General features: G+C 67.2%; 14 protein-coding genes. 8 read left to right on the top strand and 6 right to left on the bottom strand.

The features are described from left to right. Positions 1–3 precede the first annotated feature (3 nt). Positions 4–927, bottom strand: coding sequence for a cysteine synthase A (gene cysK, locus ACWHYQ_RS16310; protein ID WP_447973162.1), 924 nt, complete (start codon positions 925–927; stop codon positions 4–6). A gap of 2 nt (positions 928–929) precedes the next feature. Further along, positions 930–1,130 (bottom strand): sulfur carrier protein ThiS, encoded by a 201-nt coding sequence (gene thiS, locus ACWHYQ_RS16305; RefSeq protein WP_447973161.1) that lies wholly within the window; start codon positions 1,128–1,130, stop codon positions 930–932. Between the two features lie 504 nt (positions 1,131–1,634). On the opposite strand from thiS, the gene ACWHYQ_RS16300 reads away from it, so the two are divergent. The 7 genes from ACWHYQ_RS16300 (at position 1,635) to hepT (ending at position 7,022) form a co-directional block, all read left to right on the top strand. Beyond that, positions 1,635–2,012, top strand: a complete 378-nt coding sequence (locus ACWHYQ_RS16300) for a hypothetical protein (RefSeq protein WP_447973160.1) — start codon at positions 1,635–1,637, stop codon at positions 2,010–2,012. Between the two features lie 33 nt (positions 2,013–2,045). Continuing rightward, positions 2,046–3,287 (top strand): NAD(P)/FAD-dependent oxidoreductase, encoded by a 1,242-nt coding sequence (locus tag ACWHYQ_RS16295; protein ID WP_447973159.1) that lies wholly within the window; start codon positions 2,046–2,048, stop codon positions 3,285–3,287. Then, positions 3,284–4,567, top strand: coding sequence for an FAD-dependent monooxygenase (locus ACWHYQ_RS16290; RefSeq protein ID WP_447973158.1), 1,284 nt, complete (start codon positions 3,284–3,286; stop codon positions 4,565–4,567). The genes ACWHYQ_RS16295 and ACWHYQ_RS16290 overlap by 4 nt, the downstream gene beginning before the upstream one ends. After that, positions 4,564–5,376 (top strand): hypothetical protein, encoded by an 813-nt coding sequence (locus tag ACWHYQ_RS16285; RefSeq protein WP_447973157.1) that lies wholly within the window; start codon positions 4,564–4,566, stop codon positions 5,374–5,376. Before ACWHYQ_RS16290 ends, ACWHYQ_RS16285 begins: the two co-directional genes overlap by 4 nt. Then, on the top strand, positions 5,373–6,119 hold the full coding sequence (locus ACWHYQ_RS16280; RefSeq protein WP_447973156.1) for a TPM domain-containing protein: 747 nt from the start codon (positions 5,373–5,375) through the stop codon (positions 6,117–6,119). Before ACWHYQ_RS16285 ends, ACWHYQ_RS16280 begins: the two co-directional genes overlap by 4 nt. A 101-nt stretch (positions 6,120–6,220) precedes the next feature. Beyond that, entirely contained in the window at positions 6,221–6,619 is a 399-nt protein-coding gene (gene mntA, locus ACWHYQ_RS16275) for a type VII toxin-antitoxin system MntA family adenylyltransferase antitoxin (RefSeq protein WP_447973155.1), read from the top strand. Then, positions 6,609–7,022 carry a type VII toxin-antitoxin system HepT family RNase toxin gene (hepT, locus tag ACWHYQ_RS16270; protein WP_447975583.1) on the top strand — a complete coding sequence of 138 codons (414 nt, stop codon included), beginning with the start codon at positions 6,609–6,611 and terminating at the stop codon, positions 7,020–7,022. The genes mntA and hepT overlap by 11 nt, the downstream gene beginning before the upstream one ends. Positions 7,023–7,558: 536 nt before the next feature. Here hepT and ACWHYQ_RS16265 read toward each other — a convergent pair. The 4 genes from ACWHYQ_RS16265 to amrS form a co-directional block, all read right to left on the bottom strand. Further along, entirely contained in the window at positions 7,559–8,119 is a 561-nt protein-coding gene (locus tag ACWHYQ_RS16265) for a GlcG/HbpS family heme-binding protein (protein ID WP_447973154.1), read from the bottom strand. After that, positions 8,116–8,565 carry a DUF5069 domain-containing protein gene (locus tag ACWHYQ_RS16260; protein WP_447973153.1) on the bottom strand — a complete coding sequence of 150 codons (450 nt, stop codon included), beginning with the start codon at positions 8,563–8,565 and terminating at the stop codon, positions 8,116–8,118. The genes ACWHYQ_RS16265 and ACWHYQ_RS16260 overlap by 4 nt, the downstream gene beginning before the upstream one ends. Continuing rightward, complete coding sequence (locus tag ACWHYQ_RS16255; protein ID WP_447973152.1) at positions 8,565–9,239, bottom strand: DUF3386 family protein; 675 nt, start codon at positions 9,237–9,239, stop codon at positions 8,565–8,567. Before ACWHYQ_RS16255 ends, ACWHYQ_RS16260 begins: the two co-directional genes overlap by 1 nt. A 110-nt stretch (positions 9,240–9,349) precedes the next feature. Further along, the gene (amrS, locus tag ACWHYQ_RS16250) at positions 9,350–10,429 is read right to left on the bottom strand and encodes an AmmeMemoRadiSam system radical SAM enzyme (RefSeq protein ID WP_447973151.1); all 1,080 of its coding nucleotides are present in this window, start codon (positions 10,427–10,429) and stop codon (positions 9,350–9,352) included. 219 nt (positions 10,430–10,648) lie between these two features. Here amrS and ACWHYQ_RS16245 point away from each other — a divergent pair, with 219 nt between their 5' ends. Next, entirely contained in the window at positions 10,649–12,079 is a 1,431-nt protein-coding gene (locus tag ACWHYQ_RS16245; RefSeq protein WP_447973018.1) for an IS1182 family transposase, read from the top strand. Positions 12,080–12,341: the final 262 nt, after the last annotated feature.

Here is a 12,341-nt window from a genome sequence, read left to right as displayed (position 1 = left end):
AGACTATATGTTGAAATACTTCTCGATGCTGATGTAACGCTCGCCGGTGTCCGGCAGCATGGTGACGACGGTCTGGTCTGGCCCGAGCAACTCGGCGACCTTCTGGGCCGCAAAGACGTTGGCGCCTGCCGAGATCCCGACCAGCAAGCCTTCCTTCTTGGCGAGCAACTTGGCGGTCTGGTAGGCCTCGTCGTCCGTGACCGTGATCACCCGGTCCAGAATGGCCCGGTTCAGGACCTTCGGGATGAAGCCGGCGCCTATACCCTGGATCTTGTGGGGGCCGGGGTCTCCGCCCGAGAGCACCGGGGAGCCGGCCGGCTCCACCGCGACGACCTGAATGCGCGGATTGCGCTCCTTGAAGACCTCGCCGCAGCCTGTGATCGTCCCTCCCGTCCCCACGGCGGCCACAAAGGCGTCGAAGCGGCCCTCCAGCGCCTCCCAGATCTCCACCGCCGTCGTTTGCCGGTGCACCGCCGGGTTGGCCGGGTTGGAGAATTGGTCAGGCATGAAGTAGGACGGATTCTGTGCGACGATGCTTTCGGCCTCCTTGATCGAGCCCTTCATCCCCTCCCAGGCGGGCGTCAGCACGAGCTGGGCGCCGTAGGAGGAGAGCAGGCTCGCCCGCTCCATGCTCATGCTCTCGGGCATGACGAGGATCAGCTTGTAGCCGCGGACCGCCGAAACCAGCGCCAGCCCGATGCCGGTGTTGCCGCTGGTAGGCTCGACGATCGTGGCGCCCGGCTTGAGCTTGCCCTGCCGCTCCGCCTCGTTGATCATGTTGAGGCAGATGCGGTCCTTGACGCTCCCGCCGGGGTTGAACGACTCGACCTTCGCGTAGATCGCCGCGCCTGCCGGCGGGGAGAGCTGGTTTAGCCGCACGAGCGGGGTCCCGCCGATCAACGCGGTGATGTCGCGGTAGGCCTTCATCCTCACCGGCCCCCGCCCATGTAGAAGAGAAACTCGATCTGGTCCCCTTCTTTGACGGGGGTCGTCCCGAGGTGGTCGCGCTCGACCATCGTGGAGTTCAGCTCGACCGCGACCATGTGCGGATCAATGCTCTTGGCCTTCAAAAGGTCCAGGACCGTGCCACCCGGCACGTCCTCCGGCTTCCCGTTAATGGTCACCTGCATCGGGGGGACTCCCAAGTGGGCTCGGAACCACGAGAATTGCCAGACGCTAACAGACTGCCCGCAGTCTTGTCAAGGACAGCCGGCCCGCGGGGCTTGCCCACCGAGTGCCTTGGCCGCGGCTGCCCTGCGGGGGTGAGCACGGGGAATTTGCACAACAGTCCAAACCATGATCGTGCTGCAGCTCAAGGCTAGCTGGCGCGGCTTCCCAGCTCCGTTGCGATACCCCCTCCGGGGCATCCACGGCCGTCCGGCGTGCCGCCTGCTTCCGCCCTCACCGCTCCGTTCCTTCGTCCTCCCGCAGCGCGCGGCTGATGGCGGGAATTTCCGGGACGCGACAGTAGGGCCTCGTTCTCGCAACTGCTCATCACCCGGCAGCGGCTCCGGGGTTGACTTTCGCCCTGATCCGCCGCCAGTATGGCGCGGTTGCGAGGTCGGGCGGCCGATCCGCCCGGACCCGTGCCGGCACAGGGCAGTAGCCTCCGCCAGAAGGAGACCGCCGACGCCATGTGGAAACGGAACTTCCTGTTTCGGTACCAGGACTCCACGCCCCTGGAGCAGTCGGAGAACGAGCTGTTTCACGACACGGAGCCGGCGCTCGACAGCGCCGGGCTCAACCTCGAGAAGTTCATCTCCGTATGGATCCAGGGGGAAGGAGAGGAGGACGCGCCGACCGCCTATACGAACGTCTACGTCAGGACGGCCACGCTGGATTCCGCCAAGCGCGCGGGATTCCTCCAGCCGTTGCAGGGGCGGGCTCACCAGATCAAGCAGCTCCTCACCCCCGGCCAGAAGGCGTACCTCAAGGATTGGCTCGTGAAGACCTCTCCCCAGGCCTGGGACGCCGCCGCCGACCAGTTCCGGCTGGTGTTCGAGTCAGACTGATCCCCGGCGCCGGCTTCCCTGCGGGGCACGATCGTGAAACGGTACGTCATCGTGGGAGGCGGCCCGGCCGGCGTCTATGCGGCCTCCGCGATCCGCGCCGCGGACGCACAGGGGGCCGTGCTGGTCCTGGACCGGGACCGCGATCCGCCATACTATCGGACCGAGCTCGATACCTACGTCGGCGGCTCGACGCCGGACGTGGAGCTGCCGCTCAATCCACCGGAGTTTTACCGGGAGCAGCGGATCGAGCTTCGCTTGGAGACCGTGGTCACGCGCGTCGTGCCGGCCGAGCGGACGGTTGAGCTGACGGACGGCGCGCGGGTGGGCTACGACGCCCTGCTGCTCGCGCCGGGCTCGGCGCCGCTCACGCTGTCCGTGCCGGGGGCCTCCGCGGCCGGCGTCATGACGATCCGCACCTGGGAGGACGCGAGGACGCTGATCCGCTTGATCACGAGCACCGACCGGTCGGCGGCGGTCATCGGCGGCGGCGTGCTCGGCCTGATTCTGGCCGAGGGCCTCCGCAAGCGGGGCCGGCCGGTCGTGCTGCTCGAGCGGGAGCCGCGGCTCTGGGCACCGCTCCTCGACGAGCCCGCCTCGGATCTGGTGCGGGCGGCGGTCGAGCGGGAGGGGATCGAGGTCCTGCTGGGCGATCAGGTCGCCGAGATCGAAGCCGAGAGCGGCTGCGTCGCGGGCGTCCGGACGGCCGGCGGCCGGTGGATCCCCGCCGCAGTGGTGGTCGTCGCAGTCGGCGTCCGGCCCGACATCGCGTTCCTGCAGGACAGCGGGGTCCGCACGGACCGGGGCATCCTCATTGACCACGAGTTTCGGACCAACGTCCCCGATGTCTTCGCCGCCGGGGACGCGGCTCAGGGTTACGATCCGGTCTCCGGCCTCTTCCGCGTCGTGACGAACTGGAACAACGCGGTCGAGCAAGGCAAGCTGGCCGGCGCCTGCATGGCGGGCGCCGGCCAGCCCTACCGCGGGGTCATCGTGTCGAACTCGGAGACCTTCTGCGGCCTCCGCGTGACCGTGCTCGGCCTGACCCAGCCGGCGACGGGCGGAGCCGTGGTCCTCACCGGACGGGATCCGGCCAAGGGTATCTACCGGAGATTGGTGGTGCGGCAGGACAAGCTGGTCGGCGCACTCCTGGTGGGAAACACGGCGGGCGAGGGGATAATGCGGAAGTCCATCGTCGAGGGCAAGCCGCTGTCCGTGACCGACGTGAAGTCGAAGTTCCTCACCGGCTTGACGATCGAGGAGCGGGCCGCCCCATGAGCTTCGCGGACGAGCGAACGGACGTGGCGGTGGTCGGCGCAGGCAGCGGCGGGGCCGTCCTGGGGCTCGCGCTCGCCCAGCGCGGCATCCGTGCGCTCGTGCTCGAGCAGGCGCCGGGGCCGCCCGGCGGCCTCCGGGGCGAGATCCTCCAGCCCAACGGGCAGCGGGTGCTGGACGGCCTGGGCCTGCTCGACCGGCTCCCTGCGGACGCCATCCAGCCGGTGCGCCGGTTTCACTTCTGCCGCGTCGGCGGCGAGCGCCTCTGCACGGTGGACTACGGGATGCTCCCGCCGCCGTACAACCGCGCGCTGGTCACGCTCCCGAACGCGGCGCACCACGCGATCCTAGCGGCCCTGGAGGCCCGCAGCCCCGGCTCGCTCCGGTACGGCACGCCGTTCAAAGGGCTCCTGCGTGAGGCCGGCCGGGTGACCGGGCTGGTTGTGGAACAGGGTGGCAAGCCGATCCGGATCTCGGCCAAGCTGGTCGTTGGCGCCGACGGCGCGCTGTCGAAGGTCCGCGAGGCCCTGGGGATTCCTGCCAGGTTGCACCGCTATCCCGAAGGATACCTGATCGCGATCCTCGACGGCGCAGACGAGCTGGAGGCAGCCCGGTACTTCGTCGGCCGCAAGACCATCCTAGGGATCTTCCCCGCCGCCAGGGGGAAGGTGTACTGCTTCTTCATGATCCCAGCCGGTGCCATGCCGCAGCTCAGGTCCGCGGGGGTGGAAGCCCTGCGCGAGCGGTGGATCCGGATTGCTCCGAGCTTGGAGAAGACCTTCCGCAACCTTGCGAGCTGGGACCAGACCGCCTACCTGCCGACGGGCCGCGTCCGGGCCGCGCGCTGGGTGGCCGATGGGGCGGCGCTCATCGGTGACGCGGCGCATGCGATGAACCCCCACGCCTCGCAGGGACGCATGCAGGCGATGGTGGACGCGGTGACCCTGGCTGAGCTGGTCCCCGCCTGCCTGGCACGGGACGACTGGTCCGCCGAGGCGCTCGCCGCCTACGAGCGGCGGCGGCGCCCGCAAGTCGAGATGCTCCAGCGGCTGGCCGACGAGCAGGTGTTCTTCTGGAACACGGGCAACCCCGTCGTCGCATTCCTGCGGGATCGGGTCTTCAGGACACTGGACCGCAACCCACGGCTCCGCTACCAGGTCCTGACCGCGACGGCGGGGCTGCGCGAACGCCCGGCATTCAGCTTACTGGACCGGTTAATGGCGGCGGGGCTCCTGCCCGATCCCAGGGCGCACCGACTGCCGCCGGAGACCACGGCGCCATGAGCGCCAGAGACGACGCCCGCCCGGCGCTGAGCGAGACAGCGATCGCGGGATTGCCTGCCGAGGTGCGGTCGGTACTCCGCGCGTACCTGGCCGACCTCGCCAAGCTCTTCGGTGACTCGCTGGAGGCGGTGCTCCTCTACGGGAGCGCCGTCCGCGGCGAGTTTCTGCCCGGCCGGTCCAACCTGAACCTGCTCGTCCTCCTGGCCGCGCAGGACGTTGGCCTCCTGCAGCGCTATGCCAAGATTCACCGGCGCTGGAGCCGCGAGCAGATCGCCGTCCCGCTGTTGCTCACGAAAGCGGAACTGGCGGCCTCGCTCGGACTTTTTCCGCTCGAGTACCTGGAGATTCGCGAGCACCATCGGCTGTTAACGGGCCGCGATCCGTTTCCCGATTTGCCCCTCGATCTCCGTCGCTTGCCCGAGCAGTGCGAGCGAGAGCTGTGGGCGAGCCTGCTCCGCGTGCGCCAGCGGTTCGTGGAGGGGACCGGCTCGGCCGAGGCCGCCGTGATCCTGCTGACGGTGTCGGTCACCAGCCTCCTGGCCTGCTTGCGCGGCGTAGCGCGGCTCTTGGAGCGAGCTCGGGCCAAGACCGGTGACGAGTTGCTGGCAGATCTTCAGGCCGCGCTGGGGCTGGACTTGGGGCCGGTCCGAGAGGTGCTGGACCTCAAGCGCGGGAGACTCACGCCGGGTCAGCTCGAGGTCCCCCGGCTGCTCGATCGGTACTGCGGGACGCTCCAGGCGCTCGTGGAACAGGTCGGGCGGTGGCGGGCGGAGGGGCGGCTGGTTGCCCCGGAGGACTCACGTCCATGAGGAAGGGAGCGCGGAGCCTGCCGCGGGCACCCTTCGCGCTGGTGGCGACGGCGGTCCTGCTGGCGGTCGTGGCGCTGCCCGCCAGGGCCGACCAGGAGACGACACCGCTCCCGGGGCCCATGGGCTACGTCAGCGACTTCGCGGGCGTGCTCGATCCGGACTGGAAGGCACGCATCCGCTCCGTCTGTCAGGACCTCGAGCGCAAGACGGGCGTCGAGTTGGTGGTCGTCACCGTCCGGACGCTCGCGCCCGACCGGAACGCCCAGGCCTACGCTGGCACCCTCTACAAGCAGTGGGGGATCGGGACAGCGCAGCAGGGGTACGGCGCGCTCATCCTGATGTCGCTCGAGGAGGGGCAGGCAGCGGTCACGTTGGGGCGGAACCTCAGTCTAGTCGTCCCCGCGTCGGTCCTGGAGGAGATCGCCGGCAAGGTTCTGCAGCCGGCCTTCCGTACAGGCGAGCACGGAGAGGGGCTGTATCGGGCCGCCGTCATGCTCGCCTCCTCTGCCCAGCATCTGCGGATAGGCAGCCGGGCGAGACCGCACTCGCGGGGATTGGGGATCTTTCTGATCAGCCTGGTCGGCGCGGCCGCGCTATTCTTTCTCTGGTACATCAGCCGGCCCGACCTGCGCCATCCCTTCGGCCGCATCAGGCGGGGCGAGTTCTGGGGAAGCGGCCGGGGCGGATTCGGGGGGAACTTCGGCGGCTTCGGCGGTGGCACAAGCGGGGACGGATGGCGGTGAAGGAGGGGCGGGGCTAGCAGTTGACAGCGTCGGGGGCGCACAGTAGTCTGGGCCTGCGGCCACGCTCCTGCGCGTGCCGAGGCCGGGATGGAGAGTAGACGATGCAGGACAAGAAGCTGATTGGCATCGTGAGAGAGGCTGTGCCGAGCCTGATCGCCCTCTACCGGTTCGGGTCACAGGCAGCAGGTGAGGCTCACCCACAGAGCGACGTGGATTTAGCGATCCTGGCGGCAGAGCCCTGTGCGCCGCAACACCTCATGGTGTTGCGGGAGCAGCTTGCGGCGCTGTTGCACCGGGAGGTCGATCTGATTGATCTGCGTGCGGCTTCAACGGTCCTGCGCATGCAGGTGCTGGCTTATGGCGAATGTCTGGACAGCGAACACGATCCCGCGCGAGAGCGGTTTGAAGACTTGGTGTACGCCTCCTATGCCCGCTTGAACGAGGAACGCCGCGGTATTCTCGATGACATCCGTGCGCGAGGCGCTGTCTATGCCGGATGATGTCGTGATCAATAAAGTGGCAAGCCTTGAGCGGTGCGTGAAGAGGATCCGAGATGTCTACGGAGGCGAGGACGAACATCTCTACAGCAATCCCACCACGCAAGACTCCATATTGTTGAACCTGCAACGGGCCTGTGAAGCGTCCATCGATCTGGCGATGCACGTCGTGAGAAAACGGCGTCTGGGGGTCCCGCAAGACAGCCGGGATGCGTTCGAGTTGCTTCACGCTGCGGGGCTCCTGGATCGCGAGCTGGCGACGGCGATGAAGCGGATGGTGGGTTTCCGAAACGTCGCGGTTCACGAATACGACAAGCTGAACCTCGACATCGTCAAGGCGATCATCACGCAACGGCTCGACGAGTTTGTGAAGTTCGGCCAGCGAGTGCTCCGGCAGGAGGCCTGACCCGTCCGGACGTGTCGTTTCGATGGCGGCACGGGCGGGGACGGGTGGACGTCGTGAGGACTCGGCTGACGAACGGCGCGCGGCGCAGGGCCGCGCCGAGCAGGCCGGGATTCCCTTTGTTCTGGATGAGGGTAGCGGCCAACCAGGAGCTGAAGGCGACGCGGTAAACTGAGCGCCTTACCTCCCTCTTAGGTTTCAACGCCGCTGAAGTTTTTGGCACGGAAAAGGGGTCCCGAGGACGTTCGGTCTCCTTGACCAGGCGTTGCAGCTTGCGGTCCGCTTTCTCATCAAGGTGCACCGTGACCACTGACATGAGAGGTCTTTCCGCCTCCATTCCAGGCGCCCGCCAGGGTGTCACCCCGGCCCCGGATCAAGCCGGGACCGGCTGCCGGAATGACGTGTCCCGCTCCGGATTGAAAACGTCTGGGGCGACCCGGAATCCAATGTGTTGATGGATTCTCGCTTTCGCGGGAATGACAGACGGTATTGTGATGAACGTCGTTGTGTCTAGCAGTTGTTCGGTGGCGCCGGGCCTCTTACTTTGCGGGCGGAGACGCCTTCTTCGCCGCGCCGATGGCGTCCAGGCCCGCCTGGGCGCAGGCGTCATCGAGCTGCGTGCCGGGCGCGCCGCCGACGCCGATCCCGCCGACGACCTCGCCGCCGATCTCGATCGGCAGCCCGCCACCCAGGATGAGGATCTGCTCGTTCATCTCGCGGAGCGCCTGCAGGTGGGGCATCTTGACGAGCAGCTCGCCCAGCTCGCTCGTCGGCCGCTTGAGGCTCGCCGCCGTATAGGCCTTCTTCCGGCTGCTGTCGGTCGTGTGCGCGCCCGCGCCGTCCGCCCGCAGCAGGGCCTTCAGCACCCCTGCCCGATCCACCACGGCGGCGCTGACCTTATAGCCGTCCTTCGTGCATGTCTCCACCGCGGCGGCCGCGGCCTTCGTCGCCAGCGCCAGCGGCAGCACCGCCTCCCGTGGCAGGTCGTCCGCCCGGGCGCCCGAGAGAGGTCCAAACCCAAACAGCGTCAGCACGGCGCCGGCCATTGCGCCGGCCCAGCGAAACGGATTGTCAGATCGTCTCCCCAAAGCCCTCATCATCGCGCTCCTGTCATGGTTGCGGACCGGATCGGCACCGGCCGCTGTTCATCCAGGTCCAGCAGGTCCGCCCAGGTCGTGAGGTCCGTCCGGGTCGGATCAATCTTGTCCCGGAGCGAGCGAAAATAGGCCCACTTTTCCTCCGTGTCGGGTCCGCCGGCGAGCATCATCTCGTTCCAGGCCTCGATCTCCTCGCGGCTCCGTGGCGTCGCCGTCCGTGCAAACCAGGCCGCCACCTCCTCGTCGCTCCGCCCGCGGACCGCCTCCAGGAACTGCTCCGCGGTGAGGCCGGCGAACTCCAGCAGCCGCCGATCCAGGGGGCACGGGTAGATATACTCGCCCAGGGTGCCGGCCAGCGCCGCGCGCGCCTTATCGAGCATGCGCGCCAGGTGTACGTAGCCGGCCAGCTTCTCCCGCAGGCTGCGTGGATACGCGGTCCGCAGGTCCATCAGAGCATCTTGTGGTTCTGGAACGTGAGGCTGCGGACGACCACCTCGTTGTTCTCGTAGGAGATGATCCGCCGGCTTGCCGGCAGGTCGGAGGCGCCCACGCGGGTGTGGCTGTCGCTGAAGCTCTCGACATTGGCGAGCTTCCCGTCTTGTCCCGAGTAGTAGTAGACCGTGTAGCGGGTCGTGATGAACTTCCCGTCCTGCGTCTTCGCGCTGTCCTCCACGTTAATCGTGAAGGCGATGTGGGGCATCCTCCGGTTGATCTGGGTGATCCGGCCGTCCTTGATCCGGTAGAACGACTGCATGCCGTCCCCGTGGATCTGCACGCGCGGCCCCAGCGGATGCGCGGCGTCGTCGCCGAGCGTCAGCGCGTACTTGCCGTCCGCCTCCTCGAAGCTGCGGGGTGCCCGGTGGACGGCGATCATCGCGATCTGGTTCTCCGCCCACTTCTGGAGGTCCGGGTCGGGCAAGGACACGGTCACCTCGCGCGGGCCTTTCACGGTCACGCTGCCGCGCGCCTCTTGCCCGTTTACGTTCACGATGAGGTCGGCGCTGAAGCCCTTGAAGTCGGATTGCCAGCGAGCTGTGTTCTCGAAGGCCTGGCGCAGCAGCTCGCGGGCCCGGGGATCGTCCTGGACGTCGGTCTTCTGCTCTTCACGCTTGTACAGTTCCATGATGATCGCTCCTTCTTCGATGAGCCCGGCCGGAACGCCGGGGTGTTGGCGCCGACAGAAAGATACGGGCGATTATAAGCGGCCTCCGCCGCAGGACACAATCGGGCCGATCACGACCAGATGCCGGGGATCGCGGTCCCGCAGGTCGCGCAGGCGCCGGCCTCGAGGTGCCGCTCCAGGATGCGGTAGCCGAAGCGCTTGACGACCGCCGTGCCGCAAGTTGGGCACCAGGTATGCTCGTACGGGCCCACCTGGCCGGGCAGGTTGCCGGCGTACACATAGCGCAGGCCGCTGCGCCGGCCGATCTCCGCGGCCCGGATGAGCGAGCGGGCGGACGTGTTGTCGGGCTCGATCATCTTGTAGTCCTTGTGGAAGGCCGTCACGTGCCAGGGCAGATCGGGGGAGACGGACGCGAGAAACTCGGTCATGGCCGTCAGCTCGGCTTCGCTGTCGTTGAAGCCCGGGACGATGAGCGTGACGATCTCGACCCAGAATCCCAGCCCGACCAACCGCTGGATCGTGTCCAGCACGCCCGCGAGCTGGCCGCCCAGCTTGCGGTACTCCTCCTGTGAGAAGCCTTTGAGGTCTACCTTGTAGAAGTCCACCCAGGGCCGGATATGGGCGAGGACCTCGGGCGTGCCGTTCCCGTTGGAGATGTATGCGGTCCGGAGGCCTCGGGCCTTCGCCGCCCGGAACACATCGAGGGCCCATTCGGTGGTGATGAGCGGCTCGTTGTAGGTGCTGGCGATGACCGGCGCCCCGTGGGTCTTGGCGAGGCCGACGAGTTGCTCTGGCGAGACCGGGGTGATCGGGCTCACCGCCTCTGGGTCCCGGACCGCCTGCGAGGTGATCCAGTTCTGGCAATAGGCGCAGTGGTAGTCGCACCCGAGCATCCCGAAGCTCAGGGCCCGCGCACCGGGGAGCACGTGAAAGAACGGCTTCTTCTCGATCGGATCGCATTGGAGCGCGCCGACATAGCCCCAGGGGACCCTGAGGGTCCCGCCGTCGTTGAACCGGACCTTGCAAATGCCCAGCCGGCCCTCGCGAATCACGCACCGGTGCCCGCAGGCGTAGCAAATGATCTCCTTCTTGTCCGGTCTGGACGCGCACAGCTCGGGATCAGCCGCCCTGCTGTGCTGCTTGAGCAGGCCGAGAAGAGGGGATTCGTTGGCTGGAGCCTGGACCGCCATAGGGCGAATTATACGGGGATTGGGAGTGGCCGGGCAAACGGTGGGGCTCAGGAGACGAAGGGAATTCAAGCGGTGGAGCCCTGGAAAGATGATTGAATTTCCGCAACTTGGGGATGTGATCGCAATATGACTCCAGGTGAGCCTGTTGCACAAACCCCTTGACACCTAGGCAATTATATGTATACTGTCTTCCCGAGTCATGACCGAAGGGAGGATGCGATGGGCTACAACTTTCTGCCGTGTGAGCGCGAGCAACTGTATCTGATGCCGCCGGCGTTGCAGGATTGGCTGCCGGAGGGCGATCTGGCCTGGTTCATCCTGGATGCGGTGGCCCAGATGGATCTGACGAAGATCGAGCGGACGTACCGAGCCGATGGCTGGGGCCAAGCGGCCTACGAGCCGGCCATGATGGTGGCGCTGCTGCTGTATGCGTACTGCCTGGGGGAGCGCTCCAGCCGCCGGATCGAACGGCTGTGCGAGCGGGATGTGGCCTTTCGGGTGCTCGCGGCCAATCAGCGGCCCGATCACACCACGATCGCCCGATTCCGGCAGACCCATGAGGCCGCGTTGGCCGCCCTGTTTACGCAGGTGCTGACGCTGTGTGCGGCGGCGGGGTTGGTGAAGGTCGGGGTGGTGGCCCTGGATGGCACGAAGATCAAGGCCGACGCGGCGCTGGCAGCGAATCGGACCGCCGAGACGATTGCGGCGGAGGTGACGCGGATGCTGACCGAGGCTCAGGCCACCGATGCCGCCGAGGATCGGCTGTACGGACCGGAGCAGCGGGGCGACGAACTGCCGGAGGCGTTGCGGGATCGGCGGAGCCGACTGGCCCGGTTGAAGGCGTGCCAGGCACGGTTGACGCAGGCGGCGGCCGAGGCGACCGCGCAGCAGCAGGCCAAGCTTGAGGCCCGCCAGGCCGAGGAAGCCGCCACCGGGCAGAAGAAGCGGGGCCGCAAGCCGAAGGCGGCCGAAGCGGCAGCGGATGCCACGGCCAAGGCGAACGTGACAGACCCGGACAGTCGCATCATGAAGACCCAGGCCGGGTACGTGCAAGGCTACAATGCCCAAGCGGTCGTGACGGAGGCGCAGATCATCGTGGCGGCCGCCGTCACGCAGGAGGCGAACGATGTCCGGCAACTGCATCCGATGCTGACGCAGGCGCAGGAGAATCTGCAGGCCATCGAGCACCCGCAGGCCATCAAGACCGCCCTGGCAGATGCCGGCTATTGCAGCGAGGCCAACCTGACGGAGGCCGATCCCGCCGGACCTGAGTTGCTGATCGCGCCGAACCAAGATTGGAAACAGCGCAAGGCGCTGCGGGAGCAGCCACCGCCACGAGGCCGCTGTCCGAAGGGGCTGACGGCCCGCGACCGCATGGAGCGCACGCTGCTGACGCAGCGCGGACGTCGTCTGTACACGCAGCGCGGCCAGACGGTGGAGCCGGTATTCGGCCAGATCAAGAGCACCCGTGGCTGTGATCGCTTCATGCGCCGTGGCCGCCAAGCCTGTGACGGCGAGTGGAAGCTGCTCTGCGCCACGCATAACTTGTTGAAGCTCTGGCGGAGTGGGAAGGCGGCCTGGACCGGTCGGCGCAGGGGCAGCGAACCGCGACGGCTTGGCCGGGGAAGCGGAAAGAAGACAAGGGGATGACTCTCTCAAAGGCCACGCTCCCTCGCGGTCTCGGCAGCGAGAAGCCCACATGGGAGCGAAGCGAATCAATGTCTGGTGACCAGAGGGCTCGATCATGAGTTTGAGCAACAGGCTCAGGTGAGCGATTTTTTTCGCAGAGTTCGGCGTGACAATTTGATAACTCTATGATATCGTAAGGCCTTTCCGATTAGCGCAGTAGGGGGTTCTCAAGGACGACGCCTATCTGAGAAAGGACCAGCCGAATGGAGCGACGGGCGGCTTC

Source organism: Nitrospira sp. Kam-Ns4a (assembly GCF_965152595.1).
The sequence above is the reverse complement of the archived record's forward strand: the minus strand, read 5'-3'. Positions and strand labels throughout refer to the sequence as shown.

Bases quoted from the DNA above. Each gene is read 5' to 3' on its own strand.
- cysK (WP_447973162.1), bottom strand. From the start codon at position 927: ATGAAGGCCTACCGCGACATCACCGCGTTGATCGGCGGGACCCCGCTC.
- thiS (WP_447973161.1), bottom strand. From the start codon at position 1,130: ATGCAGGTGACCATTAACGGGAAGCCGGAGGACGTGCCGGGTGGCACG.
- ACWHYQ_RS16300 (WP_447973160.1), top strand. From the start codon at position 1,635: ATGTGGAAACGGAACTTCCTGTTTCGGTACCAGGACTCCACGCCCCTG.
- ACWHYQ_RS16290 (WP_447973158.1), top strand. From the start codon at position 3,284: ATGAGCTTCGCGGACGAGCGAACGGACGTGGCGGTGGTCGGCGCAGGC.
- ACWHYQ_RS16285 (WP_447973157.1), top strand. From the start codon at position 4,564: ATGAGCGCCAGAGACGACGCCCGCCCGGCGCTGAGCGAGACAGCGATC.
- ACWHYQ_RS16280 (WP_447973156.1), top strand. From the start codon at position 5,373: ATGAGGAAGGGAGCGCGGAGCCTGCCGCGGGCACCCTTCGCGCTGGTG.
- mntA (WP_447973155.1), top strand. From the start codon at position 6,221: ATGCAGGACAAGAAGCTGATTGGCATCGTGAGAGAGGCTGTGCCGAGC.
- hepT (WP_447975583.1), top strand. From the start codon at position 6,609: ATGCCGGATGATGTCGTGATCAATAAAGTGGCAAGCCTTGAGCGGTGC.
- ACWHYQ_RS16265 (WP_447973154.1), bottom strand. From the start codon at position 8,119: ATGATGAGGGCTTTGGGGAGACGATCTGACAATCCGTTTCGCTGGGCC.
- ACWHYQ_RS16260 (WP_447973153.1), bottom strand. From the start codon at position 8,565: ATGGACCTGCGGACCGCGTATCCACGCAGCCTGCGGGAGAAGCTGGCC.
- ACWHYQ_RS16255 (WP_447973152.1), bottom strand. From the start codon at position 9,239: ATGGAACTGTACAAGCGTGAAGAGCAGAAGACCGACGTCCAGGACGAT.
- amrS (WP_447973151.1), bottom strand. From the start codon at position 10,429: ATGGCGGTCCAGGCTCCAGCCAACGAATCCCCTCTTCTCGGCCTGCTC.
- ACWHYQ_RS16245 (WP_447973018.1), top strand. From the start codon at position 10,649: ATGGGCTACAACTTTCTGCCGTGTGAGCGCGAGCAACTGTATCTGATG.